Genomic DNA, 26,441 nt, shown 5'->3' with positions numbered 1-26,441 from the left:
CGGCCCGGCGGCCGTTCCGCCACCGGCACCGCCGCCGGCCTGCCGTTGCCCGCCGGCCTGCCGGTGTCGCCCGGTCCGCCGTCATCCGGGTCGGCGCTGTCGGCTGGCGCGGCGGTGTCGGTCGGCTCGCCGGCATCCGGGGTCACGGGCGTGGCCGGTTCGGCGGCAGGTGATGCCACGGCACCGGCCGGTCCGCCGTCGGTCGGTTCGCCACCGTGCCACCAGGTGCCCTCCGGCCCGGCCGTCGCCCAGGGGCTCGGCCGCCGCCGACGCTGCTCGGGAGCGCCCGCCGGCTCCCGGGTGGGTGGGGCGGTCGGCGGCTCGTCGGACTCCGGCATGCTGGGTTCCCCGGTCACCCCGCCATTTGACACCCCGGCACGCGGAGCCGGGGCGAACCCCCGAAGGCGTGTCGCGCTCCGCCGGGCGGCTCGGCAACCCGTTCGCGTACGCCCGGTGACACTAACTAGGCTGGTCGTATGAGTCACGTTCTCGCGGCGGTCGCCTGGCCCTACGCCAACGGGCCCCGCCACATCGGCCACGTCTCCGGTTTCGGGGTGCCCTCCGACGTGTTCAGCCGGTACATGCGGATGGCCGGCCACGACGTGCTCATGATCTCCGGCACCGACGAGCACGGCACCCCGATCCAGGTGCAGGCCGACAGCGAGGGGCTGAAGCCGCGCGAGCTGGCCGACCGGTACAACCGGGTGATCGTCGAGGACCTGCACGGGCTCGGCCTGTCCTACGACCTGTTCACCCGGACCACCACCGGCAACCACTACCAGGTGGTCCAGGAGCTGTTCGAGACGTTGCACCGCAACGGCTACATCGTTGCGAAGACCACCCTCGGCGCGATCTCCCCGTCCACCGGTCGCACCCTGCCGGACCGCTACATCGAGGGCACCTGTCCGATCTGCGGCTACGACGCCGCCCGGGGCGACCAGTGTGACAACTGCGGCAACCAGCTCGACCCGGTTCAGCTGATCGACCCGCGCTCGAAGATCAACGGGGAGACGCCGAACTTCGTCGAGACCGAGCACTTCTTCCTCGACCTGCCGGCGTTCGCCGAGGCGCTCGGCACCTGGCTGGACGCCCGCGACGGCTGGCGGCCCAACGTCCTGCGGTTCTCCCGCAACCTGCTCGACGACCTGCAGCCCCGGGCGATCACCCGGGACCTGGAGTGGGGCGTGCCGATCCCGCTGGACGGCTGGCGCGAGCGCGGCGACAAGCGGATCTACGTCTGGTTCGACGCGGTGATCGGTTACCTGTCGGCCTCGATCGAGTGGGCCCGGCGGTCCGGTGACCCGGACGCCTGGCGCCGCTGGTGGACGGCGGACGCCCAGGGCAAGGAGGCACGCGCCTACTACTTCATGGGCAAGGACAACATCGTCTTCCACTCGGTGATCTGGCCGTCGCTGCTGCTCGGCTACTCCGGCGAGGGCGACCATGGCGGTGAGTCAGGTCAGCTCGGCCGGCTCAACCTGCCCACCGAGGTGGTTTCCAGCGAGTTCCTGACCATGGAGGGGCGCAAGTTCTCCTCCTCCCGCCAGGTGGTCATCTACGTGCGGGACTTCCTGGCCCGCTACGACGCCGACGCGCTGCGCTACTTCATCGCCGTGGCCGGCCCGGAGAGCCAGGACACCGACTTCACCTGGGCGGAGTTCCGGCGCCGCAACAACGACGAGCTGGTCAACGACTGGGGCAACCTGGTCAACCGGTCGATCTCGATGGCCGCCAAGAACTTCGGCGCCATCCCGCCGGTCGACCCGGCCGGGCTGACCGCCGCCGACGAGGCGCTGCTGGCGACCAGCCGGGCCGCGTTCGGCACGGTCGGCGCACTGATCGAACGGCACCGGCAGAAGCAGGCGATCGGTGAGGCGATGCGGGTGGTCGCCGAGGCCAACCGCTACCTGTCCGACCAGGCCCCGTGGAAGCTCAAGGGCGAGGCGGACAAGCCCCGGATGGGCACCGTCCTGCACGTCGCCCTGCAGGTGGTCGCGGACGCGAACACCCTGCTCACCCCGTTCCTGCCGCACTCGGCGCAGAAGATCCACGAGCTGCTCGGCGGCGCCGGCGTACACGCGCCGATGCCCCGGATCGTCGAGGTCGACGACCTCGACGCCGGTCCGGCGTACCCGATCCTCACCGGCGACTACCGCGACGGTGCCCGGTGGGAGTCCACCCCGGTCGAGGCCGGCCGGCCACTGGCCGCGCCGAAGCCGGTGTTCCGCAAGCTCGACGAGTCGATCGTCGACGAGGAGCTGGCCCGGCTCACCGCCTGACCGGGTGACCGACTACCTGGCCGGGTTGCTGCTCGGCCTCGGCCTGATCATGCCGATCGGGCCGCAGAACGTCTTCGTGGTCAGCCAGGGGCTGGCGGTCGGCCTGCCGCGTGCGCTGTGGGCGGTGCTGGCCGCCGGCTGCTGCGACACGCTGCTGATCGTCGCCGGGGTCGCCGGCGTGTCCGGCCTGATCGCCACCGTGCCGGGCGTGCGGCCGGCGCTGCTCGCCTGCGGCGCGGTCTTCCTCACCTACCTGGGCGTGCGGTCCATCCGTACCGCCGGCGGGCACCTCGCCGTCGGCCCACCGGGCGGGCCGGGTCCGGGGCCGGCGGCCGGGTCGGCCCGCCAGGTCGTCGGGCGTACGGTCAGCGTCTCGCTGCTCAACCCGCACGCCATCCTCGACATGGTCGGGGTGATCGGGGCAGCGGTGATCGCCCAGCCGGCGGACTCCCGGGCGACGTTCGCCGCCGGGACGCTCTCCGCGTCGTGGACCTGGTTCCTGATCCTGGCGGTCGGTGCCGCCCAGGCGCGTCGCTTCCTGACGCCGCGGGTGATCGCCTGGTTCGACCGGGTGTCCGGCGCGATCATGCTGGTCTTCGCCGGCTACTTCGCCCTCGAGCTGACCCACCTGGCCGCCGGGTGAGCGCGGTGCTCCCGCCGGTTCACAGCGGGTACGGCAGGTCGGTCGCGCCTTCGTCGGAAATCTCCACGCTCGGTGCCCACACCTCGTACACGCCGCGTTCGTAGCACTGCGCGCCGAGCGACGCGACCGCCTCCGGGGTGGGCCGGCACAGCCGCAGCCGGCTCCACCCGGAATCCTGCCTCAGCACCTGACAGCGGGCGTCGCGCCAGGTGGCGAGCCGCACCCGGCGGGCCAGCGAGTCGACCGGGTAGCGAGCGGCCCGGGTCATCGCCAGCACCCGGAACTCGTGCGGCGGGTCGGCGACCGCCTCGTAGGTCTGGCCGTCGTGGGTGCCGACCAGCTGGGTCGACTGCGGCAGGTCGCCGGTGCGCAGGTACTCCTGGTCGGACGGGACGTCGGGGATCCCGTCGAGCAGGTGTCGTCGCTGCGGCCCGGCCATCCGGATCCAGCCGCGCTGCTCTGGCTGGTAGGTGTACAGCACCACCTCGGCACCGTCCGGGGTGTACGCCAGCAGGGCGGCGTTGGCCGGCATCGGCAGGTCGGTGCAGCCGGCGGTGACGAACTCGGGGATCAGATGGCGCCCGCTCGGGGTGAACCCGGTGCCGAGCACCGGCGGGCCGATCCGGTCCCGGGGCGGCATGGCCGCCAGCCCCTGGTACGCCGGCCCGGCCGGGATCTCGTAGTCGTCGGCGCCGATGGCCCGCCAGCGCAGTGCGTACGCCACCTCCAGGCTGTCCCGCCCGCCCTCGTCGTCGGTGCGCAGCAGGGCCAGGTCGGCCGGGGTACGCAGGTGCGCGATGTCGTACTCGCGGTAGCAGAAACCGGCCGGTGCCCAGCCACGCAGGAAGCCGGCCACCTGTCGGCCGGAAAGTACCTTCATCATCCGGGTGCCGCGCCGGACCGTCGCGGTACGCCGGACCACGGTATTTGCCGGATGGTCGGCGGCCGACGGCGTCTGACTCAGCTGATGTACGTCCGCCCAGCTGGCGGCCCGGGTCAACGGGGCCATCAGCGGGCTGTCGCCCGGATCGTCGGTGCGGTCGTCGGCACCCGCGCCGGCACCGGAGGCACCCGTGCCGCCGGCGGAGATACCCACGCCGGAGACCGGGCCGACCTCGCTGGCATGCACGTGGCGGAACCAGCGGCCCCGGCCGTCGCGCTGGAAGCCGGCTACCGGGTCCATGCTGACCAGCCGGTAGGCGGCCCCTCGGGCGATCTCCTCAGCCGGGTAGACCGCACCCTCGAAGCGGACGTGCAGGCCGGCCGGGGCATCGGCGACGCCGCCACGCGCAGAGCTCAGAGTCACGTCGCCGAAGGTAGTTGCCGGGTCACCGCTTCGGGTGAACGCGTGGTAGCCGCCGCATGTCCATTGGCGGTGCCGCCCGGGTGGCCCGGTGCACCGGCCGGACCGGGACGTGTGATGCTGTCCGATGATGACGCAGCCAGCCGAGACCCGCCGGCAACGGGCCGCCCGCCGGGCCGGGGAGTTCCCGCCGCCACCCGATCCGCTGCCCGTACCGGTGATCGACAGCCACACCCACCTGGACCTGACTGTCGCCGAACCGGCGGTCCTCGGCCGGGACAGCGGCGACCCGGTGGCCACCTTGATCGCCCGGGCCGCGTCGGTCGGCGTCGACCGGCTGGTCCAGGTCGGTGTCGACCTGGAGTCGTCGCGCTGGGGCGCGGACCTCGCCGCGCGATCGTCGGCGGTGGTCGCCACGGTCGCCCTGCATCCCAACGAGGCACCCCGACTGGCCGACCTGGACGAGGCGCTGCGTGAGGTCGAGGCGCTGGCCGCCGCCGATCGGGTGCGCGGCGTCGGCGAGACCGGGCTGGACCACTTCCGGACCGGGTCGGACGGACTGGCCGCGCAGCAGGCCAGCTTCCGGGCGCACATCGCGATCGCCAAGCGGTACGGCAAGCCGCTGGTGATCCACGACCGGGACGCGCACGCCGACGTGCTGCGGGTGCTCGACTCCGAAGGCGCCCCGCAGACCGTGGTGATGCACTGCTTCTCCGGCGACGCGGATTTCGCCGCCGACTGCGTCCGGCGCGGCTTCGTGCTCAGCTTCGCCGGTACGGTGACCTTCGGCAACGCCGCCGGGCTGTGCGCCGCAGCGGCCGTCACGCCGGTCGAGCAGATGCTGGTGGAGACCGACGCGCCGTACCTGACGCCGGTGCCGCACCGGGGCCGGCCCAACGCCTCCTACCTGATCCCGCACACCGTCCGGCTGCTTGCCGAGGTCACCGGCACCGACCTGACCGAGTTGTGCGCCGCGATCTCGGCCACCGGCGACCGGGTGTTCGGGCCGTGGTGAGCCGGTGACCGAGTTGCTCGGTCCGGCGCAGATCCGGGAGCTGGCCGGCCGGCTGGCGGTGGCACCCACCAAACGGCTCGGGCAGAACTTCGTGCACGACCCGAACACGGTCCGGCGGATCGTGTCCGCCGCCGATCTGCCAACGGACGCGGTGGTGCTGGAGGTCGGCCCCGGGCTCGGCTCGCTGACCCTTGGCCTGCTCGACCAGGTGCGCCACCTGCACGCGGTGGAGATCGATCCGGTGCTCGCCGGCGCGCTGCCGCAGACCGTCGCCGGCTGCGGCGGCGACCTCGCCCGGCTGACCGTGCACACCGCCGACGCGCTGCGGACCACCGCCGCCGGTCTCGGCGGGCCGGAACCGACCGCGCTGGTGGCCAACCTGCCGTACAACGTGGCGGTGCCGGTGGTGCTGCACCTGCTCGCCGAGCTGCCCAGCCTGCGGCAAGGGCTGGTGATGGTGCAGAAAGAGGTGGCCGACCGGCTGGTCGCCGGCCCGGGCTCGCGCACGTACGGCGTACCGTCGGTGAAGCTGGCCTGGTACGCCGCCGCCCGTACTGCGGGTCGGGTCCCGCCGAGCGTGTTCTGGCCGGTGCCCAACGTCGACTCCGGGCTGGTCGCGTTCACCCGCCGCGAGCCACCGGCGGTGCCGGCGGGTCAGCCGGTGGACGGGTTCCGGCGTCGGGTCTTCGCCGTGGTGGACGCCGCGTTCGCGCAGCGCCGCAAGACGCTGCGGGCGGCGCTGGCCGGCTGGGCCGGCGGGGCGGACCGGGCGGCGGCGGTGCTGGCCGCGGCCGGGGTCGACCCGCGTGCGCGGGGGGAGGCGTTGACCGTGGCGCGGTTCGCGGCGATCGCTGCGGCGGCGCCGCTGGTCGAAACGGTGGCCGAGTAGGCTGGCGGCCGTGATCGTGACGAGAGGTACCCGCGCGGCCCACCTCAGCCGGGGTATTTCCCGGTGACCGAGGCATGGCGGCCGGGCGACGAGGACGAGATTTTCCGTCGCGGCGCCCGCAGCTCGGTCAAGGTGCGGGTGCCAGCCAAGATCAACCTGCGGTTGGCCGTCGGCCCGCTCCGGCCCGACGGCTACCACGAGGTGAGCACCGTCTACCACGCGATCGCGCTCTACGACGAGCTGACCGTCCGGCGGGCCGACACGCTGATCCTGACCATGGACGGTGAGGGCACCGGCGAGCTGGCGCTGGACGACTCCAACCTGGTGCTGCGCGCCGCCCGGGCGCTGGCCAGGCACGCCCGGGTCCCCGCGCACGCCCGACTGCACCTGCGCAAGCAGATCCCACTCGCGGCCGGCCTGGCCGGCGGCAGCGCGGACGCCGCCGCAGCGTTGGTCGCCTGCGACGAGCTGTGGGGGACCGGGCTGACCCGTGACGACCTGGCCGGGCTGGCCGCCGGCATCGGTTCGGATGTGCCGTTCCTACTGCACGGCGGCACCGCGCTGGGCACCGGCCGGGGCGAGGCGATCAGCCCGGTGCTGGCCCGACCCACCACCTGGTACTGGGTCGTCGCGGTCGCCGACGGCGGCCTGTCCACCCCCGAGGTCTACGCCGAGCTGGACCGGCTGCGGGCGGCCGGTGCGGCGCCGCCACCGGTCGGCGCCGCCGACGAGTTGCTGGCCGCGCTGCGCCAGCGGGATCCGCAGGTGCTGGCCGGCGCGCTCGGCAACGATCTCGAGCCGGCCGCGCTGTCCATGCGCCCGGCGCTCCAGCAGGTGCTGGACACCGGGGTGGCAGCCGGGGCACTGGCCGGCATGGTCTCCGGGTCCGGCCCGACCTGTGTCTTCCTGGCTGCGGACGCGGCTGGCGCGGCCACCGTCGCGGCCGCGCTCGACGATGCCGGGGTCTGCCGGGACGTGCACCTGGCGCACGGCGCCGTCGCCGGGGCGAGGCTGATCTGATGGTGAACATTGTCAATCTGGATCGGGTGTCCAAGGGCTACGGCGCAGTCGGGCAGTTGCTCACCGAGGTCTCGCTGGGCTTGGACGACAGCGACCGGATCGGCGTCGTCGGTCTCAACGGTGCCGGCAAGTCGACCCTGCTGCGGCTGCTCACCAAAGCCGAGGAACCCGACGCCGGGCGGGTCACCCACCGCCGGGACCTGCGGGTCGCCGCGCTGCCCCAGACGCTCGAGCTGGCCGGTGACGCCACCGTACGGGACGTGGTGCTCGGCACCGCGTGGCTGGCCGAGGGGTTCGGCGCCGAGCACGAGTGGGCCGGCGACGCCGGGGTGCGTACCGTCCTCGACGGTCTCGGCATGCCGCACCTCGGCCTGGACCAGCCGGTCGGGCCGATGTCCGGCGGCGAGCGGCGCCGGATCGCCCTGGCCGCGCTGCTGATCCGCCCAGCCGAGCTGCTGATCCTGGACGAGCCGACCAACCATCTGGACGTCGCCGGGGTGGCCTGGCTCGCCGCGTACCTGGTGCAGCGTCGCCGGGGCGCGCTGGTAGTGGTCACCCACGACCGGTGGTTCCTCGACGAGGTCTGCACCGACACCTGGGAGGTCGCCGACCAGACGGTCCGCGCCTACGAGGGCGGGTTCGCCGCCTGGACGCTGGCCCGCGCCGAACGGGAGCGGGTCGCCGCGGCTACCGAGGCCCGCCGACAGAACCTGCTGCGTAAGGAGATCGCCTGGCTGCGCCGTGGCCCGCCGGCCCGTACCTCCAAGCCGCGGTTCCGGATCGAGGCGGCGAACGCGCTGATCGCCGACGTGCCGCCGCCGCGCGACACCGTGTCGCTGCACCGGCTGGCCACCGCCCGGCTCGGCAAGCAGGTCTACGAGCTGGACGACGTGACCGCGTACGCCGGGGAGAAGCTGATCCTCGACGGGCTGACCTGGCAGATCGGTCCGGGGGACCGGTTCGCGATCGTCGGCGCCAACGGTGCCGGCAAGACCACACTGCTGCGGTTGCTGGCCGGGGTCCGTGCCCCTCAGCAGGGCCGGGTGGTGACCGGGGCGACGGTCCGGCCGGCCTTCCTGTCCCAGGAGCTGGCCGAGCTCCCCGGTGAGCTGCGGGTGCTGGAGGCGGTGGAGGAGGTTGCCCGCCGGGTGGTGTTCGGCGACCGCGAGCTTGCCGCGACCCAGTTCGCGGAGATGTTCGGCTTCACCGACCGGCGGCTGTGGACGCCGGTCGGAGATCTGTCCGGTGGCGAGCGCCGCCGGCTGCAGCTGCTGCGACTGCTGGCCGCCGAGCCGAACGTGCTGCTGTTCGACGAGCCCACCAACGACCTGGACACCGACACCTTGGCGGCGCTGGAGGACCTGCTCGACTCGTGGCCGGGCACGCTGATCGTGGCCAGCCACGACCGGTACCTGATCGAGCGGGTCACCGACGAGACGTACGGCATGTTCGGCGACGGCCGACTGGTGCATCTGCCCGGCGGGGTCGACGAGTACCTGGCCCGAGCCGGCGGTGCCGCCGGCTCCGGTGCGGCGCGGGCCGCCGGGGCCGGTCCCGGGGCCGACCGGCCGGCGGGTTCCGGTGTGGCCGGCCCGGCTGCGGCCGGCGACCGGCCGGCGGGTGACGCCGCCGGTGGCGGGCTGTCCGCCGGTGACCTGCGGGCGGCCCGCAAGGAGCTGGCCCGACTGGAACGCCAGGTCGGCAAGCTGGAGCAGCAGGAGACGGCGCTGCACGAGGAGTTGGCCCGACACGCCACCGACTTCACCCGGCTCGCCGAGCTGGACGCCCGACTGCGTGAGGTGCAGGCGCAGCGCAGCCGTACCGAGGAGGAGTGGCTCGCCCTGGCCGAGCAGGTGAGCTAGGCGTCGGGTGAGCCGGACCGGTTGGTGAGCTGGGCCGCGCCGGCCGGGGCCACCCCCCGCTGGTCGCGGGCGATGAGCGACAATCGTCGGCGACCACCCCCGTCGGCGTTGGAGCAGACCCCATGCACACCCCCGTCAACCACCCCGCCCGGCCGATCTACCGGGCGATCGCCGCGCTGACCGGCCTCTACCTGGTGATCTTCGGTGTCGTCGGGATCATCGTCACCAGCGGCGACGCCCTCTTCGCGCAGAACGACAGCCGGGTGCTGGGCCAAGGCGCCAATCTCGGCTTCTCCGGGCTGTGCCTGGTGCTGGGCGTGGCGGTGCTGGCCGGCGTGGGGCTCGGCCGCAACATCGACGCGGCGATCAACAAGGTGCTGGCGTACGGTCTGATGGCGTTGAGCCTGGCCGAGCTGGCGGTGCTGCGCACCGACGCCAACTTTCTCAACTTCACGGTCAGCACCTGCGTCGTCGTCATGATCATCGGCCTGGTGCTGCTGATGGCCGCCATGTACGGCCGGACCGGCACCGAGCAGGAGGCCCAGGCATGGCGGGACGGCCGGCTCGTGCTCTGAGCTCTGCTCCGGTTCGCTGCTCCGGTTCGCTGCTCCGATCCGGCTGATCCTGCGGTCGCCTACCGGCCGGTTCGGCTGCGCGCCACCCGCCCGCGACGGGAGAATCCGGGTAAGGACGCCCACGTCGCCGCGACGCGGGCCGTGGATCCGCGACAGGAGCGGCAGCCATGGCGCACATTCCGGTCAACCACCCGCTGCGGCCGGTCTACCGGACGATCGCCGGGATCACCGGCCTGTACGTGCTGATCTTCGGCATCGCCGGAACGGTCGCCACCTGGGGCGAGCCGCTGTTCGCCCGGGACGACGTCTGGGTGCTCGGGCTGCGGACCAACCTCGCGTTCTCAATCTCCTCGATCGTCTACGGCGGGCTGATCCTGATCGGGGCGATCATCGGCGGCCGGGCCGGGCACCTCGCCAACCTCACCATCGCGGTGATCTTCATGGTCACCGGCCTGCTGATGATGGCCCTGCTGCAGACCGATGCCAACTTCCTGAACTTCTCGATGTCGACGGTGATCGTCTCGCTGATTTTCGGCCTGATCTTCCTGGCCACCGGCCTGTACGACAAGGTGGGGCCGGTCGAGGCGGCCGGCGACGAGGAACGCTACCGGCGCGGCGCGCACCGATCGGCCGAGCGGCGTAGCAGCAGCGCCGCCAGCTAGGCGTCCCGGCGCCGCTGAACGGTCGTACGAGGTCAGCCGGCTTGATTCGGTTGCCTACTCTGGGTCCCCCGACGGCTGCCAGCCGTCACTCGACGGCCGGTCGGCCCCAGAGCGTCCGGGAGCCCCGATGGAACTCGCCCGTCTCTGGCTCGGGCTCATCGTCGCGGTTGCCCTGCCGATGAGCGTTGCTCTGTTGCGGCAGCGGCGGCTCGCCTCGGTCACGTTCACCGCGTCGTACTCTGCCTATGTCGTCTTCCCGGTCCTGTCCGGCTGGCGGGCCGTCGCGGTCTGGATCGTCGCGCTGGCCGCAGGTATGGCCGATCCGGCCTCAGGCCGACCGAGGCGGTACTGGCCAGGGGAGCTGAAGATCGCCGCACTCCGTGATGTGACGGGTGGGTACCTCCGCAGGCTCGGCATCGGCGTCCTGTCGTGGCGTTCCGCCCTGGTGCTGGCCGTGCCGTTGGTGATCGCCGGACTGATGCTGCACGGGGTGTCCGGGCTCGGCGCCGCCCTCGGCCAAACCACGGGCGACACTTGGGTGATCGTGATGTCCGGCTTGGCGATCGCGGTCTTCATTGGCAACGGGCTCGTCGCCGTGGCGATCCGTCCGTATGTCGAGGCGTTGGGTAACGACGGCGAAGACATGGGGACGATCGTTCCGGTCGGTGTGTATCTTGGTTGGATCGAACGGGCACTTGTTTTCATCTTCATCACCGCTGGTCAGCCGGAGGCGGCTGCCCTGGCAATTGCGGCGAAGTCGCTGGCCAGGCTCCCCGAACTGCAGCGTCACCAGGGAACCGATTTCGGTCAGTACGTCATAGTCGGTACGCTGACCAGCCTTCTGGTGGCCGTGGTCACTGGGGTCGCTGTCAGAGTGTCCCTCGGCCTTTCCCCTCTGTAGGAGCGATGGCCGACTTTTTCGATCACCCGAACATCCGGTTGCTGTTGTCGCTGTCGTTGCCGGTCTACGACTACGCCATCGCCGGAAGTGGGCCGCTGTTCGCCCGAGGGTGGATCGACGATCCGGCGGACATCGACGTGGTGGCCCGAGGTGCGGCGTGGGAAGCCGCGCGCCGCCTCGGCGATCCGGTGCCGGCACCCCATTCGACGGTGCAGTTGATTTCGTTGTTCGGCGGCAGGGTCGAGATCCTGGACGGCTGGTTTCGCGAGACATGGTCGACCGACCACCTGATCGACACTGCCGACGTCATCCACGGCCTACGGTTCGTGTCGCTGGCGGTCGTCGCCGCGACGAAACAGCTCCTCGTGCGCCCACGCGACATTGCCCACCTGGAGCTCATGCGAGCGCACGGCTGGGGATAGTCGGCATCTGGAGGAGCCGATCCGCCTGCCCGGCGGTCAGTGGTTGCGGCGCCGGGTCAGCAGGGTGGGTTTCGCTTCCAGGTGGGACAGGCCGTTCCAGGCCAGGTTGACCAGGTGCGCGGCGACCGTCTCCTTGCGCGGCTTGCGTACCTCCAGCCACCAGCGCCCGGTCAGCGCGACCATCCCGACCAGCGCCTGGGAGTACAGTTCGGCGAGCTTCGGGTCGTACCCCCGGCTCTTGAATTCGGCACCGAGGATGTGTTCCACCTGGTGCGCAACGTCGTTCATCACGCTGGAGAAGTTGCCGGCGGCCGACAGCAGCGGCGACTCGCGGACCAGCACCCGGAAGCCGTTCGTCTCCGCCTCGATGTAGTCCAGCAACGCCAACGCGGCCTGCTCCAACAGCTCACGTGGGTGCCCGGCGGTCAGCGCGTTGGTGATCCGGTCGAGCAGGGCGCGGACCTCCCGGTCCACCACGACCGCGTACAGCCCTTCCTTGCCGCCGAAGTGCTCGTACACCACCGGCTTGGAGACCTTCGCCCGGGAGGCGACCTCCTCGATGGAAGTGGCGTCGAACCCCCGCTCGGCGAAGAGCTGCCGTCCGATGGTGATCAGCTGCTCCCGGCGTTGCGCGGCCGACATACGGACCCGGGAGTTCGATTTGGCCGGTGCCGCCGGTGGTGGTGGCGGTGCCGGTGTGCCGCCCGGTGAAGCGTCACCGTTGGTGGTTGGGTTGTCCGTCACTTGGCTCCTCCTGCCAGTGCCGGGCCACCGGGCCGGTGCCCGCACCGACCCGGTGGGTAGCCGTACCGGCTGCGGTCCGGCTCAGCCAGCCGGCTTGACCAGCTTGGCCGCGATCCGTTCCGGCTTCGGCCAGCGGACGTTGGAGACCGCACCGGTCTTCTCCAGCAGCCAGATCACCCGGGCGGAGATGTCGATCTGCCCGCGCAGTACGCCGTGCCGGGCGCAGGTCGGGTCGGCATGGTGCAGGTTGTGCCAGCTCTCGCCGAAGCTCAGGATGGCCAGCGGCCAGAAGTTCGACGCCTTGTCGCCCTGCCGCACCTCGAAGGGGCGTTCCCCGTAGACGTGGCAGACCGAGTTGATCGACCAGGTGATGTGGTGCAGCAGCGCCACCCGGACCAGGCCGGCCCAGAAGAACGCGGTCAGCGCACCCTGCCAGGACCAGGTGGCCAGGCCGCCGATCGCCGCCGGGGCGAGCATGGTGAACACGACCAGCGCCGGGAAGAGCTGGTCGATGCGGCGGATGTCCTTGTCGGCGAGCAGGTCCGGGGTGAACCGCTCCTGGTTGGTCAGGTCGCGGTGGAACAACCAGCCGACGTGGGCGTAGAGCAGGCCCTTGGTCAGCCCCCAGACGCTGGTGCCGAACCGCCACGGGGAGTGCGGGTCACCCTCGATGTCGCTGAAGGCGTGGTGGCGGCGGTGGTCGGCGACCCACTGGATCACGTTGCCCTCGATCGCCAGCGAGCCGGCGAGCGCCAGGGTGATCCGCAGCCACCGCTTCGCCTTGAACGAGCCGTGGGTGAAGTACCGGTGGAACCCGACGGTGATGCCCAGCCCGGCTACCACGTAGAAGACCAGCCCGATGATGACGTCGGTCCAGCCCAGCCAGCCGCCCCAGGCGACCGGTACGGCGGCGATCAGCGCCAGGAACGGGACGGTCACGAAGGCGCCGAGGGCGATCAGCACACCGATCGACTGTTTGCCGACGGTCAGCGGCTTGGGGGCGGGGCCGGGGTTGGTCTGTGGCGGCTCGAGTAGGGCGGTTGACATGGCACCTCGCAGCGGTGACGGTTCGACCGCGGTGCGCCGGGGCGTTCCAGCCGGTGCGGCGGCCAGCGGTGAAGAAACGGGAACTTACGCCTACGTCACCGTAACCTACGGAGCCGTAGTTTTCTACGGCCGAGTTCCCGAGCCGGGCCGGTGTGCGCGCCCGCCCGGCCCGCCCATGCCGGGCGATGGGAGTACGCCGGAATCCGCCCGGCACGCTAGGCTGTGTCCGTAGCACGATCGGCCGTGGTGTAATTGGCAACACCTCGGGTTTTGGTCCCGATATTCTAGGTTCGAGTCCTAGCGGCCGAGCTTCCCGCGACACCCAGACCGCTGGCGGTGACGCTGGGTGTCGTGCCAGGTCAAGCAGGTGTGCCGCCGCTCTGACGGGAGCATTTCTCGTGATCCAGCCCCGGTCCCGTACCGTGGTCGTCCTCGCTGCCGGCGAAGGCAAGCGGATGAAGTCGGCGCTACCCAAGGTGCTGCACCCGCTGCTCGGCCGGACCCTGGTCGGGCACGTCCTCGCCGCTGCCGCGGCCGCCGCCGCCGAGCGCACCCTGGTCGTCGTCGGACACCGCGCCGAGCAGGTCACCGCGCACCTGTCGGAGATCGCCCCGGCGGCCGTGCCGGTGCTGCAGGCCGAGCAGCACGGCACCGGGCACGCGGTCCGGCTGGCGATGGCGGCCGCGCCCGACGCCACCGGAACTGTCGTGGTGCTCAACGGCGACGTGCCGCTGCTGCGTCCGGAGACGGTCGCCGAGCTGATCGAGGCGCACGAGTCGGCCGGCGCGGCCGCCACCGTACTGACCGCCGAGGTCGCCGATCCGACCGGTCTGGGGCGGATCGTCCGCGATCCGGCCGGCGGCCTGGAGCGCATCGTCGAGGAGCGCGACGCCAGCCCGGAGCAGCGCCGGATCCGCGAGATCAACGCCGGGATCTACGCCTTCGACGCGGCCGGACTGCGCGACGCGCTCGGCAAGCTGACCACCGACAACGACCAGGGCGAGGAGTACCTGACCGACGCCGTCGGTCTGCTCGCCGCCGCCGGAGCGCCGGTCGGCGTGCACGTCGCCGCCGACGTGACCGAGACGCTGGGCTGCAACGACCGGGTGGAGCTGGCCCGGTTGCGCCGGCTGCTCGCCGACCGGGTCAACGAGGGCTGGATGCGCGCCGGGGTGAGCATCCTCGACCCGGCCACCACCTGGATCGACGTGACGGTGCACCTGGAACGCGACGCCGTCGTCGAGCAGAACACCCAGCTGTACGGCACCAGCACGGTCGGAGCCGAGGCCATCGTCGGGCCGGACGTCACATTGATCGACACCGCAGTCGGTGCGGGCGCGACCGTGCTGCGCTCGCACGCCGTGCAGGCCCGGATCGGCGTCGGCGCGAGCGTCGGCCCGTACGCCTATCTGCGCCCGGACGCCCAGCTCGACGAGCGGGCCAAGGTCGGCACCTTCGTCGAGGTGAAGAAGTCGCAGATCGGCGCGGGCGCCAAGGTGCCGCATCTGAGCTACGTCGGGGACGCCACGATCGGCGCCCGGGCCAACATCGGCGCGGCGACGATCTTCGTCAACTACGACGGGGTGCACAAGAGTCACACCACGGTGGGGGAGTCCGCCTTCGTCGGCTGTGACAGCAGCCTGATCGCCCCGGTCGAGATCGGCGCCGGTGCCTACGTCGGGGCGGGCAGCGTGGTGAACCGGGACGTGCCGCCCGGCGCGCTCGCCGTCACTCGGGCCCAGCAGCGCACGGTCGACGGCTGGGTGCAGTCCCGCCGGCCGGGCACCGCCGCCGCGGCGGCGGCGGAGCGCGCCGGGGCCGGTACGGCCGGTGCCGGGAATGGGCAGGTCGGGGCCGGCAACGGTGAAGCGGCCCACCATCACGGTGCCGGCGACCCGGTTCCGGGAGATACTGCGACTGACTAGTCCAGCGGCGTACGGCCCAGCCAGGTCGGCGTCCGCAACCACCCTGACGGGAGCAGACGTCTCGATGGGCAGCATCGTCGCCGAGAACCGCAAGAGCCTGATGCTTTTCACCGGCCGGGGTTTCCCCGAGCTCGCCGAGGAGATCGGTGAAGTGCTCGGCATCGCACCCACCCCGTCCGACTCGTACGAGTTCTCCAACGGTGAGATCTTCGTCCGGTTCAAGGAGTCGGTCCGCGGCTCGGACGCGTTCGTCGTCCAGTCGGTCACCCACGGCGTCAACCGCTGGGTGATGGAGACCCTGATCATGATCGACGCGCTGAAACGTGGCTCGGCCAAGCGGATCACCGTGGTGCTGCCGTTCTACCCGTACTCGCGTCAGGACAAGAAGCACCGCGGCCGGGAGCCGATCTCCGCCCGGCTGATCGCCGACCTGCTGCGCACCGCCGGTGCGGACCGGATCCTCACCGTCGATCTGCACACCGCACAGATCCAGGGCTTCTTCGACGGCCCGGTCGACCACCTCTTCGCGATGGACATCCTGGCCGGCTACGTCGAGAGCCGGTTCGCCGGGCGGCCGATGACCGTGGTCGCGCCGGACTCCGGCCGGGTCCGGGTGGCCGAGCGCTGGACCGACCGGCTCGGCGGCTGCCCGCTGGCCTTCATCCACAAGACCCGGGACCCGCTCAAGCCGAACCAGGTAGTGGCGAACCGGGTGGTCGGTGACGTCGAGGGCCGGGTCTGCCTGATCGTCGACGACATGATCGACACCGGTGGGACGATCACCAAGGCGGCGGAGATCCTCTACGACGCGGGTGCGTCGGACATCGCGGTCGCGGCCACCCACGCGTTGCTGTCCGACCCGGCCACCGAGCGGTTGAAGAACAGCCGGATCAGCGAGGTGGTGGTGACCAACACCCTGCCACTGCCGGCGGAGAAACAATTGGACAAGCTCACCGTACTGTCCATCGCGCCGCTGTTGGCCCGGGCGATCCGCGAAGTCTTCGACGACGGCTCGGTGACGACGCTGTTCGGCGGGCTGAGCTGATCTACGGCCCGCGCCCGCGCGGGCTGAGCTGATCTACGGCCCGCGCCCGCGCGGGAAGATCCGCCCACACAAGGGGTACTGCCTGAACCAGTTCACCAGCCTCGGGTAGACTGGTGCGGTTGCCACGGCGAGGGTGCCCTGCGGGCCGCTGCTGACGAAGCGCTGCCGCCCGGAAGCACCGTGATCGACGCGGTGCTCCGGGCACTGCCCAGTTGGACGAGCGCCCAGCGTGCCCCTTCGCCCGGCACCGCCGACATCGCATCCGTCTCCCCGGAGCCGGATCAGGTTCCCCCGCACGCACTGCCGAAACTCCAGGAGTACTCCCGTGTCCGAGGTAAAGATCAGCGCCGAGCCCCGCACCGAGTTCGGTAAGGGTGGTGCCCGCCGTACCCGCCGGGCCGGCAAGGTGCCCGCCGTGCTGTACGGCCACGGCGAGAAGCCCAAGCACATCGCGTTGCCCGCCCGTGAGTTCGCCGCCGCGATCCGGCACGGCGGCGCCAACCAGCTGTTCGCCATCGACATTACCGATGGCACCCAGGCGCTGGCGCTGACCAAGGCGATCCAGCGTGACCCGGTCAAGGACACCTTCGAGCACGTCGACCTGCTGCTGGTCCGCCGGGGCGAGAAGGTCACCGTGGACATCCCGGTGCAGCTGGTCGGCGAGCCGGCCAAGGGCACCCTGGTGATGCACGAGCACGACACGCTGTCGGTCAGCGCCGAGGCGACCCGGGTGCCGGAGTCGCTGGAGGTGTCGATCGAGGGTCTGGAGCCGGGCTCGCACGCCACCGCCGGCGACGTCCAGCTGCCGGGCGGGGTCGAGCTGACCGTCGACCCGGCGACCGTGCTCGTGGTGGTCTCCGCCGCGCCGAGCGCCGCCCAGCTCGACACGGAGACCGGCGAGGAGGCAGCCGAGGAGTCCGTCGCCGAGGGCGCCGCCGAGCAGCCGGTCTGACCTGCCGTTCGACGATCCGGGCGTCCCGCTGCCGGCCCTGCCGCAGCGGTGACGCCTTGATCCGTTTCAGGAGGTGTGGTGGAGACGGCACCGTGGCTGGTCGTGGGGCTGGGCAACCCGGGCCGGGAGTACGCCCGCAACCGGCACAACGTCGGGTTCATGGTCGCGGACCTGCTCGCCGGTCGGCTGGGCGTGCGGTTGAGCCGGCACCGTAGGGCGGCGGCCGAGTCCGGCGAGGGGCGGCTCGGCCTGGGCGGGCCGAAGCTGGTGCTGGCGAAGCCGCTGACGTACATGAACCTTTCCGGTGGCCCGGTGGCCGCGTTGGCGAAGTTCTACAAGGTGCCGGTCGAGCAGATCGTCACGGTGCACGACGAGCTGGACATCGACTACGGTCGACTGCGGGTGAAGCAGGGCGGTGGAGAGGGTGGCCACAACGGGTTGCGCTCCATGTCCCGGTCGCTCGGCAGCAAGGAGTACCTGCGGGTCAGGTTCGGGATCGGGCGTCCGCCCGGTCGACAGGATCCAGCAGATTATGTTTTGTCAGATTTCTCGACAACTGAACGCAAGGAACTCGACTTTCTCGTCGATCGGGCCGCTGACCTGGTGGAAGCGGTGGTCGTCCGAGGGCTCGAGTGGGCCCAGAACACGTACCACAGCACCTGAGAGGCGGCTGTGGCGTTACGTCTGGGACAGCTGGATCGTGAACCGGGCAGAACACCGCCCGTGGATTCCGGGTGGACGGCCCGGTTTCCGCCGGGCAGGTAGGAGAGGAGCCAGATGAGCACGCCGCCGGTAACCGATGCCGCATTCGCCCGATGGCTCGCCGGGCGCGCCGGCGAGTCGCTGCTCCAGGTCCGTGAGGAGCTGGGGTACGCCGACCCGACCGCGCTCAAGGCGGCCGGTGACAAGGTCTCCCACGACCTGCTCCGTACCGAACTGGCCCGCTGGCGGCCGGCGGACGCGGTGCTGTCGGAGGAGGACGACGGCGCCCGCCAGGCGCTGCCGGACCCGGACGCCGAGACCTCGACGGACGCCGGGCCGTCCCGGCTCACCGCCGACCGGGTGTGGATCATCGACCCGCTCGACGGCACCCGGGAGTTCTCCGAGGAGGGCCGCGCCGACTGGGCGGTGCACGTGGCGCTCTGGTCCCGCAGCGGCTCCACCCCGCACCGGCTGGTCGCCGGCGCGGTGGGCCTGCCCGCCCAGCACCGCACGATCAGCACCGAGCACCCGCCGCCGTACCCGCCGATGCCGGCGGCGGCGTCGGCCGGCGGCGCGATCCGGCTGGCCGCCAGCCGCAGCCGGCCACCCGCCTTCGTCACCGCGCTCGCCGAGCAGCTCGGTGCCGAGCTGGTGCCGATGGGCTCGGCCGGCGCCAAGATCGCCGCGGTGATCGCCGGCGACGCCGACGCCTACGTGCACGCCGGCGGCCAGTACGAGTGGGACTCGGCCGCGCCGGTCGCCGTGGCGACCGCCACCGGTCTGCACGCTTCCCGGATCGACGGATCCGCGCTGCAGTACAACGAAGCCAACCCACGGCTGCCAGATCTGGTGGTCTGCCGACGAGATCTTGCCAGCAAACTGCTCGCAGCGTTGCGACAGCATCTGCAGGTATCCTGACCCTCTATCTCCAGCTTGCCAACCGGAAAGGTCTGGTATTCGGATGACCAAGCTTCGGATGACCCACAACCAGGGGTGGGTGTGATGACCAACGCGACCGCGTACCGCGTCTCCCACCTCGACGCGCTGGAGGCGGAGAGCATCTTCGTCATGCGCGAGGTCGTCGCCGAGCTGGAGCGGCCGGTGCTGCTCTTCTCCGGCGGCAAGGACTCGATCGTCATGCTGAGGCTGGCGCAGAAGGCATTCGCCCCGGCCCGGATCCCGTTCCCGGTGATGCACGTCGACACCGGGCACAACTTCCAGGAGGTGCTCGACTACCGCGACCGCCGGGTCGACGAACTCGGTCTGCAGCTGGTCGTCGCCAGCGTGCCGGAAGCCCTCGAGTCGGGGCTGGTCCACGAGTCGCCGGACGGGATGCGCAACCGCATCCAGACCCCGGTGCTGCTGGCTGCGGTCGAGAAGTACCGGTTCGACGCCCTGTTCGGCGGGGCCCGCCGGGACGAGGAGAAGGCCCGGGCCAAGGAGCGGGTCTTCTCGTTCCGCGACGAGTTCGGCCAGTGGGACCCGAAGAACCAGCGCCCCGAGCTGTGGTCGCTGTACAACGGCCGGCACCACCCGGGCGAGTCGATCCGGGTCTTCCCGCTGTCCAACTGGACCGAGCTGGACGTCTGGCACTACATCGCCCGGGAGCGGATCGAGCTGCCGCCGATCTACTTTGCCCACGAGCGCGAGGTGATCGAGCGCGACGGCATGCTGTACGCCGTCAACGAGTTCATCCAGCCCCGCTCCGGCGAGACGTCGTTCATCGAGCAGGTGCGCTACCGCACCGTCGGCGACGCCTCCTGCACGGCGGCGGTCCGCTCCCCGGCGGACACCGTCGAGAAGGTGATCGACGAGGTCGCCGCGACCCGGATCACCGAGCGCGGGGCCACCCGGGGCGACGACCGGGTCAGTGAGGCCGCCATGGAAGACCGCAAGCGGGAGGGCTACTTCTGATGACGGTGACGGCTGACGCCCCCACCACCCGGGCCATGGACCTGCTGCGGTTCGCCACCGCCGGCAGCGTCGACGACGGCAAGTCGACCCTGATCGGTCGGCTGCTCTACGACACCAAGTCGCTCTTCACCGACCAGCTGGAAGCGGTCGAGGCGGTCAGCGCGGCCCGGGGCGACGAGTACACCAACCTGGCGCTGCTCACCGACGGCCTGCGCGCCGAGCGGGAGCAGGGCATCACCATCGACGTGGCGTACCGCTACTTCGCCACCCCCCGGCGCAAGTTCATCATCGCCGACACCCCCGGGCACACCCAGTACACCCGCAACATGGTCACCGGTGCCTCCACCGCCGATCTGGCGCTGATCCTGGTCGACGCCCGCAAGGGCCTGGTCGAGCAGTCCCGCCGACACGCGTTCCTCTGCTCGTTGCTGCGGGTGCCGCACCTGGTGCTCTGCGTCAACAAGATGGACCTGGTCGACTGGGACCAGTCGGTCTACGAGACGATCGCCGACGAGTTCACCACCTTCGCCGCCAAGCTCGAGGTGCCCGACCTGTCGGTCATCCCGATCTCGGCGTTGAACGGCGACAACATCGCCACCCGCTCCGAGCGCAGCCCCTGGTACGAAGGCCCGTCGCTGCTGCACCACCTGGAGCATGTGCACATCGCCTCCGACCGCAACCTGGTCGACGTGCGGTTCCCGGTGCAGTACGTGATCCGGCCGCAGTCGACCACCGTCACCGACTACCGTGGCTACGCCGGCCAGGTCGCATCCGGGGTGCTCAAGCCCGGCGACGAGGTGATGGTGCTGCCGTCCGGGCTGACCAGCACGATTGCCAGCATCGAGACGGCCGACGGCCCGGTCGACGAGGCGTTCCCGCCGATGTCGGTGACCGTGCGACTCACCGACGAGCTGGACATTTCCCGGGGCGACCTGATCTGCCGGCCGCACAACGCGCCCACCCCGGCGCAGGACGTCGAGGCGATGATCTGCTGGATGGACGAGACGCGGCCGCTGCAGGTGGGCGGCAAGTACGCCATCAAGCACACCACCCGCAGCGCCCGCGCCGTGGTCCGTGGCGTGCAGTACCGGCTGGACGTCAACACGTTGCACCGTGACGAGTCGGCCAGCCAGCTCGGCCTCAACGACATCGGCCGGGTCACCTTCCGGAGCACGGTCCCGCTGCTCACCGACGAGTACCGGCGTAACCGGACCACCGGCGGTTTCATCCTGATCGACGAGTCGACGAACCGGACCGCCGCCGCCGGCATGATCATCGAAGCCGGCTGACCCTGGGCTGACGGGTCGGGTCCGCTGTCACTGGCGGGCCCGACCCTGCGGCTGAGTTCACCAGCGTCCGTAGACCGGGGCCCGGCCGGCGGCCAGCGCGCCGAGCGCGGCCACGATCTGGGTGCTGCCGCAGTCCAGCAGCATGGTCGGCACCATCAGCCGGGCACCCGGCGGCACCGCCGGGTGCGGTGTCTGCGCGTCGATGAAGATCAGGTCCTCGATTCCGGTCCGGCGGACCTGCACCGCCGACACCGCGTCCCACGGCAGCCAGACCGGGTTGGCGCGGAAACTGCCGTTCGCCACCCAGACCCCGGTCCGGTCGGCGGCCAGCACCGGGCCACGGCCGGTGAACCGGCCGTGCCACATGGTCACCGTCGCGGCCAGCAACCCGCCGAGCAGCAGCACCGGCAGGCCGGCCAGCGCCATCGTCGCCGGTCGGCCGACCGCCGCCTCCCTCGCGACCAGGTACGCCAACCCGCCGAGCAGCCCACCGGCCAGCAACCAGCAGACGGCGGCCAGCCCGCCGGCCCAGATCAGGAACCGGCGTCCGTCGATCCGGACCAGGAACGGGGTGTCCTCCGCCGGCCGGTCGGTCATCTCCTGCACCACGGGCACCTCCGCCGCCACTGGTCTAATGTGTCGCGGCGAGGTTAGTGGATCCGTTCGGCTCCCGCGCAGGGCAGGGCGGTGAAGAATGTCGGCGGCGGGAAACCGTGGCCGGCGTACGCCGCGCCCACTGTGGCCGCGACCCGGTCGGCGGCATCCGCATCGACCAGCGCCAACACGCAACCACCGAAGCCGCCGCCGGTCATCCGGGCACCGTACGCGCCGCCGGCCAGCGCTGCGGTCACCGCGACGTCCACCTCCGGGACGGTGATCTCGAAGTCGTCACGCATCGACGCGTGCGAGGCGGTCAGCAGTGGACCGATCTCCCGGATCCGGCCGGACCGCAGCAGCGTCACCGTCTCACGGACCCGGTGGTTCTCGGTGACCACGTGCCGGACCCGGCGGCGCGTCGGGTCGTCCGGCAGCCGGTCCAGGGCGGCCGGCAGGTCGTCGGCCGGAACGTCGCGCAGTGCCGGTACGCCGAGCAGCCGGGCCGCCCGCTCGCAGGCGCCCCGCCGGGCGGCGTACTCACCGGAGACGTGCCGGTGCGGGGCCCGGGTGTCGATCACCAGGACGGCCAGCCCGGCTTCGGCCAGGTCGAACGGGACGTGCTCGACGTCGAGCGACCGGCAGTCCAGGAACAGTGCGTGCCCGGCCCGGCAACGGATCGACGCCGACTGGTCCATGATCCCGCAGGGCACGCCGGCGTAGCCGTTCTCCGCCCGCTGGGCCAGCGCCGGCCGCCGGTCCACCGGCAGCCGGTCGGTGCCGATGCCGCCGAGGTCGGTCAGGGCGGTCAGCACTGCGGCCTCCAGTGCCGCCGACGACGACAGGCCGGCGCCGAGCGGTACGTCGGACGCGATGGCCAACCGGGCGGCCGGTACGGGGTATCCGGCGTCGCGCAGCGCCCACACGACGCCGGCGACGTAGCCGCCCCAGCCGTCGACCGCGCCGGGCCGGTCCGCGTCGGCGACGCCGAACGCGATCTCCTCGCCGGACTGCTCCGACCAGACGGTCCAGCCGGGCTCTGCCTCTCCGGCTGGCTCTGCCGGACCGGCCTCTACGGCTGCCTCTGCCGGACCGGCCGCGACGACGGTGCGGTGCGGTAGGGCGAACGGCAGCACGAAGCCGTCGTTGTAGTCGGTGTGTTCGCCGATCAGGTTGACCCGTCCGGGTGCCGCCCACACGCCGGCCGGCGGTACGCCGTACCGCTGCTGGAAGCCGTCGTGGGCGCGGCGGGTGACCGGCTCCGCGTCGCTGCCGCGTGCGCCGCCGTCGGCTACCGGGAGTGTCACTTGTCGATGTCCCTTCACGGCGCCGGTCGTCCGGAGAAGATTCCATCACACCCGGCCAGGAATCAACAGTGGTGACGGGTAAATCCAACAGAGTCGAACATTGCCGACCGGCGGCGGCCGGTCGGATACCGGCGAGACATCGATCCACCGGTGCTGTCAGAATTGTCGACATGTCCGAGCCCGCCTCCCGCCCCCGGGTGCTCTCCGGCATCCAGCCCACCGCCGACTCGTTCCACCTCGGCAACTACCTCGGCGCGGTGCGCAACTGGGTGGCGATGCAGGACAGCCACGACACCTTCTACTGCGTGGTCGACCTGCACGCGATCACCGCCGGCCACGACCCGCAGGTGCTGCGCCAGCGGACCCGGGTGGCCGCCGCCCAGCTGCTCGCCGCCGGTCTCGACCCGGGCCGGTGCACCCTGTTCGTCCAGTCCCAGGTGCCGCAGCACGCCCAGCTTGCCTGGGTGATGGGCTGCATCACCGGGTTCGGCGAGGCGAGCCGGATGACGCAGTTCAAGGACAAGTCCGCCAAGCAGGGCGCCGAGCGGGCCAGCGTCGGGCTGTTCACCTACCCGGTGCTGCAGGCCGCCGACATCCTGCTCTACCAGGCCGACGCGGTCCCGGTCGGCGAGGACCAGCGGCAGCACCTGGAACTCACCCGGGACCTGGCGCAGCGGTTCAACACCCGGTTCGGCGCCACCTTCACCGTGCCGGCCCCGTACATCGTGCGGGACACTGCCAAGATCCTCGACCTGCAGGACCCGACCGCCAAGATGTCCAAGTCGTCGTCCTCCCCGGCCGGCATCATCGACCTGCTGGACGATCCGGCAAAATCGGCCAAGAAGATCCGCTCGGCGGTCACCGACACCGGCCGGGAGATCATCTACGATCCGGAGAGCAAGCCCGGCATCAGCAACCTGCTCACCATCTACGCCGCGCTCAGCGGCCGGACGCTCGACGAGCTGACCGCCGCGTACCAGGGCAAGGGCTACGGTGACCTGAAGAAGGACCTGGCGGAGGTGGTGGTGGAGGTCGTCCGGCCGATCCAGGAGCGCACCCGCGGCTACCTCGACGACCCGGCCCAGCTGGACAAGGTGCTGGCGATCGGCGCGGGTAAGGCCGAGGCGGTGGCGGCCGCGACGCTCGCCGCCGTGTACGACCGGGTCGGCTTCCTGGCACCCGCGGGGACTGTCTGACAGTGTCCGTCATCGGCGCGCGACCAGCTCCCGGTCAGGTGCGGATCGGCGTCGCCATCGACATCCCGCAGCCCTGGGGCGAAGAGCTGACCCGTCGCCGGGCCGAGGCCGGCGACCCGGCCGCCGAGTACGTGCCCGCGCACATCACCCTGCTCGGCCCGACCGACATCGTCGAAGATCAGTTGGCCGAGGTGGAGGCGCACCTGGCGGCGGTGGCTGCCGCGCACCCGCCGTACCCGCTGCACCTGCGCGGAACCGGGACGTTCCGGCCGATCACCGAGGTGGTCTTCGTCGCGGTGGCGGCGGGGATCAGCGAGTGCGAGCTGCTGGCCTCGGCAATCGGCACCGCCGACCAGCTCGTCCGGGAAAGCCGCTTCGCGTACCACCCGCACGTGACCGTCGCCCAGGACGTGCCAACCGATGCGATGGACAAGGTCTACGACGACCTGGCAGGCTTCGAGGCACAGTTCGAGGTCGACTCGTTCACGCTCTTCTCGCACAGCGGTGAGGGGCGGTGGCGGCCGCACCGGGACTTCCCGCTCGGCGGCTGACCGCTCGCGGTGCCCGCCCGGCTGACCACCTGACGCTGCCCCGATGCACCAGGATGACGGGGTGAACGTATTCGACCGGGCCTGGTCCGGCACCCAGCGGGCCCTGGACCGGTCCCGGCGGCGGTACCCGCGCCTGAACCACCTCTGGCGGGCGGTCGAACGCTACAACCAGGTGCTGGGCGGGCGGCTGGCCGCCGCGATCGCGTACTACGGGTTCTTCGCCGTCTTCGCCCTCGGTCTGGTCGCGTACTGGGTGTTCGGCGCCCTGGTGGAGGCCAACGCCGAGGTCAGCGCGGCGGTCGCCGACTTCCTGCTGCAGAACCTGCCGTTCCTGGACCTGGACCAGATTCAACGCAACAGTGGCCAGGTCGGTGTCGTCGGCCTGGTGCTGCTCGGGTTGACCGGCATCGGCTGGGTGGAGGCGATCCGCTCCTCGCAGCGGTTGGTCTACCAGCTCGACCAGCAGCCCGGCTTCTTCGGCGTACGGCAGGTCGTCGACCTGGCCGTACTCGTCGGGGTGTTCCTGCTGATCGGCGTTTCGGTCGGCGCGGTCGACGCGCTGCGGTCGCTGCTGGGTTGGCTGCTCGGCGAGAGCTCGGTCGCCGCGGCCGTCGCGAGCGTGCTGCTCGCCTTCGTGATCAACCTGGTGCTCGCCGCGGCGCTGCTGGTCGCGGTGCCCCGGCTGCGGATGTCCGCCCGGCGGCTGGTCGCCCCGATTGTCGTGGTGGCGTTCGGGCTGACCGTGTTGAACACCGCCGGGCGGTTCTACGTCGGCAGGTTCGAGCGCAATCCCGCGTACACCGTGGTGGCCGGCGCGGTCGGGTTGCTGATCTATCTCTACCTGCTCAACCAGCTGCTGCTGTTCGGCGCGGCGCTGGCCGCGACCAGCCGGCACGGCCGGGTGGTCGACCTGACCGCCCGGCGGACAGCCGGGCGTACGCCCCGCCGGACAGCCGGAACGGCACCGTCAAAAGCAGTAAAAGCGGCAAAAGCCGCCGACGGTCTCCGGTGTACGACGATGATCGGTCAGGTGGGGGCACTAGTCACGCTTGAGCTGCCGGACGACTCACCGGCGCACACGATGCCGTGGATCATCACCTTCGGGCCGCTCGGCGACCAGGACGGCGAGTGGGAACCGGTGGTGTGCGGGCCGTACGAACGGGCGCACGCGCTGGCCCTGGCCGAGACGGTGGTCGCCGACGAGGAGCTGATGGCGGTGGTCGAGCCGCTGCTGACCCTGGTCACCGTCGAGGAGATCCGCGGCGAGCTGGCCGCCGCTCAGGCCTCCGCCGACGAGGACGTCGCCGAGTACGACGACTTCGAGGATCTGGTCGGCGGCAACGACGCCGAGCCGCAGGAGCGTCACGTCGAGCCGTCGCCGCCGCCGTCACCGGACGAGGTACGCGCCGGCATGGCCCGCATCGCCAACATGCTGACCGCCGGGAGCTGACCATCAGTGGTGGGGGGGGGGGGGGGGGGGGGGGGGGGGGGGGGGGGGGGGGGAGGAGCGGACCCAACCCCAAACAAAAAGCATCAACACAACCCCAACACACACCAACCCCATCCACCCCAACAAATACCCCGCCCCCACCCCCCCCCCCCCC

The 26,441-nt window shown here is 71.6% G+C and carries 25 protein-coding genes, 1 tRNA gene and 2 pseudogenes; 22 read left to right on the top strand and 6 right to left on the bottom strand.

All coding sequences use genetic code 11. The features are described 5' to 3' along the window. A pseudogene (locus tag ACXAHD_RS20840) lies at positions 1-356 on the bottom strand (hypothetical protein); the annotation flags it as partial. A 120-nt stretch (positions 357-476) separates the two neighbouring features. Here ACXAHD_RS20840 and metG point away from each other — a divergent pair. Both metG and ACXAHD_RS20830 read left to right on the top strand, forming a co-directional pair. Further along, positions 477-2,279 carry a methionine--tRNA ligase gene (gene metG, locus ACXAHD_RS20835; protein WP_281553143.1) on the top strand — a complete coding sequence of 601 codons (1,803 nt, stop codon included), beginning with the start codon at positions 477-479 and terminating at the stop codon, positions 2,277-2,279. Positions 2,280-2,283: 4 nt separating this feature from the next. Then, entirely contained in the window at positions 2,284-2,922 is a 639-nt protein-coding gene (locus ACXAHD_RS20830) for a LysE/ArgO family amino acid transporter (protein WP_289212121.1), read from the top strand. Positions 2,923-2,941: 19 nt separating this feature from the next. Here the strand turns inward: ACXAHD_RS20830 and ACXAHD_RS20825 are convergent, their stop codons facing one another. Further along, positions 2,942-4,228, bottom strand: a complete 1,287-nt coding sequence (locus ACXAHD_RS20825; RefSeq protein WP_281553145.1) for a hypothetical protein — start codon at positions 4,226-4,228, stop codon at positions 2,942-2,944. Between the two features lie 127 nt (positions 4,229-4,355). Here ACXAHD_RS20825 and ACXAHD_RS20820 point away from each other — a divergent pair, with 127 nt between their 5' ends. The 8 genes from ACXAHD_RS20820 to ACXAHD_RS20785 all read left to right on the top strand — a co-directional run bounded on the left by ACXAHD_RS20820 (position 4,356) and on the right by ACXAHD_RS20785 (position 11,571). Next, entirely contained in the window at positions 4,356-5,240 is an 885-nt protein-coding gene (locus tag ACXAHD_RS20820; RefSeq protein ID WP_289213699.1) for a TatD family hydrolase, read from the top strand. A gap of 4 nt (positions 5,241-5,244) precedes the next feature. Next, positions 5,245-6,129, top strand: a complete 885-nt coding sequence (gene rsmA, locus ACXAHD_RS20815; RefSeq protein ID WP_281553146.1) for a 16S rRNA (adenine(1518)-N(6)/adenine(1519)-N(6))-dimethyltransferase RsmA — start codon at positions 5,245-5,247, stop codon at positions 6,127-6,129. A 63-nt stretch (positions 6,130-6,192) separates the two neighbouring features. Next, the gene (locus tag ACXAHD_RS20810) at positions 6,193-7,149 is read left to right on the top strand and encodes a 4-(cytidine 5'-diphospho)-2-C-methyl-D-erythritol kinase (protein ID WP_475052607.1); all 957 of its coding nucleotides are present in this window, start codon (positions 6,193-6,195) and stop codon (positions 7,147-7,149) included. After that, positions 7,149-9,011, top strand: a complete 1,863-nt coding sequence (locus ACXAHD_RS20805; protein WP_281567123.1) for an ABC-F family ATP-binding cassette domain-containing protein — start codon at positions 7,149-7,151, stop codon at positions 9,009-9,011. The genes ACXAHD_RS20810 and ACXAHD_RS20805 overlap by 1 nt, the downstream gene beginning before the upstream one ends. Before the next feature lie 122 nt (positions 9,012-9,133). Beyond that, positions 9,134-9,586, top strand: coding sequence for a DUF4383 domain-containing protein (locus ACXAHD_RS20800; RefSeq protein ID WP_475052604.1), 453 nt, complete (start codon positions 9,134-9,136; stop codon positions 9,584-9,586). A gap of 167 nt (positions 9,587-9,753) precedes the next feature. Continuing rightward, the gene (locus tag ACXAHD_RS20795) at positions 9,754-10,248 is read left to right on the top strand and encodes a DUF4383 domain-containing protein (RefSeq protein WP_475052601.1); all 495 of its coding nucleotides are present in this window, start codon (positions 9,754-9,756) and stop codon (positions 10,246-10,248) included. Positions 10,249-10,375: 127 nt separating this feature from the next. Further along, the gene (locus tag ACXAHD_RS20790) at positions 10,376-11,149 is read left to right on the top strand and encodes a hypothetical protein (RefSeq protein WP_475052599.1); all 774 of its coding nucleotides are present in this window, start codon (positions 10,376-10,378) and stop codon (positions 11,147-11,149) included. A 5-nt stretch (positions 11,150-11,154) separates the two neighbouring features. Beyond that, positions 11,155-11,571 (top strand): hypothetical protein, encoded by a 417-nt coding sequence (locus ACXAHD_RS20785; protein WP_475052596.1) that lies wholly within the window; start codon positions 11,155-11,157, stop codon positions 11,569-11,571. 36 nt (positions 11,572-11,607) lie between these two features. On the opposite strand, the gene ACXAHD_RS20780 is transcribed toward ACXAHD_RS20785, so the two are convergent. Continuing rightward, the gene (locus ACXAHD_RS20780) at positions 11,608-12,213 is read right to left on the bottom strand and encodes a TetR/AcrR family transcriptional regulator (protein WP_281555416.1); all 606 of its coding nucleotides are present in this window, start codon (positions 12,211-12,213) and stop codon (positions 11,608-11,610) included. Positions 12,214-12,396: 183 nt separating this feature from the next. Then, positions 12,397-13,362: an acyl-CoA desaturase gene (locus ACXAHD_RS20775; RefSeq protein ID WP_281553151.1), complete on the bottom strand. Its 966-nt coding sequence runs from the start codon at positions 13,360-13,362 to the stop codon at positions 12,397-12,399. A gap of 237 nt (positions 13,363-13,599) precedes the next feature. Here ACXAHD_RS20775 and ACXAHD_RS20770 point away from each other — a divergent pair. From ACXAHD_RS20770 to ACXAHD_RS20735, 8 genes are all read left to right on the top strand, one after another. Next, positions 13,600-13,671: transfer RNA gene (locus tag ACXAHD_RS20770), tRNA-Gln, on the top strand. An 89-nt stretch (positions 13,672-13,760) separates the two neighbouring features. After that, entirely contained in the window at positions 13,761-15,287 is a 1,527-nt protein-coding gene (gene glmU / locus ACXAHD_RS20765) for a bifunctional UDP-N-acetylglucosamine diphosphorylase/glucosamine-1-phosphate N-acetyltransferase GlmU (protein WP_348650012.1), read from the top strand. Positions 15,288-15,351: 64 nt separating this feature from the next. After that, entirely contained in the window at positions 15,352-16,332 is a 981-nt protein-coding gene (locus ACXAHD_RS20760; protein ID WP_281553152.1) for a ribose-phosphate diphosphokinase, read from the top strand. Between the two features lie 325 nt (positions 16,333-16,657). Continuing rightward, a complete protein-coding gene (locus ACXAHD_RS20755) occupies positions 16,658-17,284 on the top strand; it encodes a 50S ribosomal protein L25/general stress protein Ctc (RefSeq protein ID WP_281553153.1) in 627 nt (208 codons plus the stop codon). Positions 17,285-17,359: 75 nt separating this feature from the next. After that, positions 17,360-17,947: an aminoacyl-tRNA hydrolase gene (pth, locus tag ACXAHD_RS20750; RefSeq protein ID WP_281553154.1), complete on the top strand. Its 588-nt coding sequence runs from the start codon at positions 17,360-17,362 to the stop codon at positions 17,945-17,947. 114 nt (positions 17,948-18,061) lie between these two features. Beyond that, complete coding sequence (locus ACXAHD_RS20745) at positions 18,062-18,904, top strand: 3'(2'),5'-bisphosphate nucleotidase CysQ (protein ID WP_281553155.1); 843 nt, start codon at positions 18,062-18,064, stop codon at positions 18,902-18,904. 84 nt (positions 18,905-18,988) lie between these two features. After that, positions 18,989-19,900, top strand: a complete 912-nt coding sequence (gene cysD / locus ACXAHD_RS20740; RefSeq protein WP_281553156.1) for a sulfate adenylyltransferase subunit CysD — start codon at positions 18,989-18,991, stop codon at positions 19,898-19,900. Then, a complete protein-coding gene (locus ACXAHD_RS20735; protein WP_281553157.1) occupies positions 19,900-21,189 on the top strand; it encodes a sulfate adenylyltransferase subunit 1 in 1,290 nt (429 codons plus the stop codon). Before cysD ends, ACXAHD_RS20735 begins: the two co-directional genes overlap by 1 nt. Positions 21,190-21,246: 57 nt before the next feature. On the opposite strand, the gene ACXAHD_RS20730 is transcribed toward ACXAHD_RS20735, so the two are convergent. Together ACXAHD_RS20730 and galK are read right to left on the bottom strand one after the other, a co-directional pair. Further along, positions 21,247-21,816, bottom strand: coding sequence for a hypothetical protein (locus ACXAHD_RS20730; RefSeq protein WP_475052587.1), 570 nt, complete (start codon positions 21,814-21,816; stop codon positions 21,247-21,249). 23 nt (positions 21,817-21,839) lie between these two features. Then, entirely contained in the window at positions 21,840-23,090 is a 1,251-nt protein-coding gene (gene galK, locus ACXAHD_RS20725; protein ID WP_281553159.1) for a galactokinase, read from the bottom strand. 170 nt (positions 23,091-23,260) lie between these two features. Here galK and trpS point away from each other — a divergent pair, with 170 nt between their 5' ends. The 4 genes and pseudogenes from trpS to ACXAHD_RS20705 all read left to right on the top strand — a co-directional run bounded on the left by trpS (position 23,261) and on the right by ACXAHD_RS20705 (position 26,287). Next, complete coding sequence (gene trpS / locus ACXAHD_RS20720; RefSeq protein ID WP_281553160.1) at positions 23,261-24,286, top strand: tryptophan--tRNA ligase; 1,026 nt, start codon at positions 23,261-23,263, stop codon at positions 24,284-24,286. 2 nt (positions 24,287-24,288) lie between these two features. Continuing rightward, positions 24,289-24,837: a 2'-5' RNA ligase family protein gene (locus ACXAHD_RS20715; RefSeq protein WP_281553161.1), complete on the top strand. Its 549-nt coding sequence runs from the start codon at positions 24,289-24,291 to the stop codon at positions 24,835-24,837. A gap of 61 nt (positions 24,838-24,898) precedes the next feature. Further along, positions 24,899-25,813 (top strand): annotated as a pseudogene (locus tag ACXAHD_RS20710) (YhjD/YihY/BrkB family envelope integrity protein); the annotation flags it as partial. A 54-nt stretch (positions 25,814-25,867) separates the two neighbouring features. Continuing rightward, on the top strand, positions 25,868-26,287 hold the full coding sequence (locus ACXAHD_RS20705) for a hypothetical protein (protein WP_281555418.1): 420 nt from the start codon (positions 25,868-25,870) through the stop codon (positions 26,285-26,287). Positions 26,288-26,441 lie beyond the last annotated feature (154 nt).

Source organism: Micromonospora sp. ABR4_055 (assembly GCF_056160425.1).
This window is presented reverse-complemented; position numbering and strand designations above follow the sequence as displayed.

Excerpts from the sequence above, each read along its gene's own strand:
- ACXAHD_RS20745 (WP_281553155.1), top strand. The coding sequence starts at position 18,062 with ATGAGCACGCCGCCGGTAACCGATGCCGCATTCGCCCGATGGCTCGCC.
- metG (WP_281553143.1), top strand. The coding sequence starts at position 477 with ATGAGTCACGTTCTCGCGGCGGTCGCCTGGCCCTACGCCAACGGGCCC.
- ACXAHD_RS20735 (WP_281553157.1), top strand. The coding sequence starts at position 19,900 with ATGACGGTGACGGCTGACGCCCCCACCACCCGGGCCATGGACCTGCTG.
- cysD (WP_281553156.1), top strand. The coding sequence starts at position 18,989 with ATGACCAACGCGACCGCGTACCGCGTCTCCCACCTCGACGCGCTGGAG.
- ACXAHD_RS20760 (WP_281553152.1), top strand. The coding sequence starts at position 15,352 with ATGGGCAGCATCGTCGCCGAGAACCGCAAGAGCCTGATGCTTTTCACC.
- ACXAHD_RS20820 (WP_289213699.1), top strand. The coding sequence starts at position 4,356 with ATGACGCAGCCAGCCGAGACCCGCCGGCAACGGGCCGCCCGCCGGGCC.
- ACXAHD_RS20775 (WP_281553151.1), bottom strand. The coding sequence starts at position 13,362 with ATGTCAACCGCCCTACTCGAGCCGCCACAGACCAACCCCGGCCCCGCC.
- ACXAHD_RS20800 (WP_475052604.1), top strand. The coding sequence starts at position 9,134 with ATGCACACCCCCGTCAACCACCCCGCCCGGCCGATCTACCGGGCGATC.
- ACXAHD_RS20790 (WP_475052599.1), top strand. The coding sequence starts at position 10,376 with ATGGAACTCGCCCGTCTCTGGCTCGGGCTCATCGTCGCGGTTGCCCTG.
- ACXAHD_RS20785 (WP_475052596.1), top strand. The coding sequence starts at position 11,155 with ATGGCCGACTTTTTCGATCACCCGAACATCCGGTTGCTGTTGTCGCTG.
- ACXAHD_RS20795 (WP_475052601.1), top strand. The coding sequence starts at position 9,754 with ATGGCGCACATTCCGGTCAACCACCCGCTGCGGCCGGTCTACCGGACG.
- ACXAHD_RS20780 (WP_281555416.1), bottom strand. The coding sequence starts at position 12,213 with ATGTCGGCCGCGCAACGCCGGGAGCAGCTGATCACCATCGGACGGCAG.
- trpS (WP_281553160.1), top strand. The coding sequence starts at position 23,261 with ATGTCCGAGCCCGCCTCCCGCCCCCGGGTGCTCTCCGGCATCCAGCCC.
- ACXAHD_RS20805 (WP_281567123.1), top strand. The coding sequence starts at position 7,149 with ATGGTGAACATTGTCAATCTGGATCGGGTGTCCAAGGGCTACGGCGCA.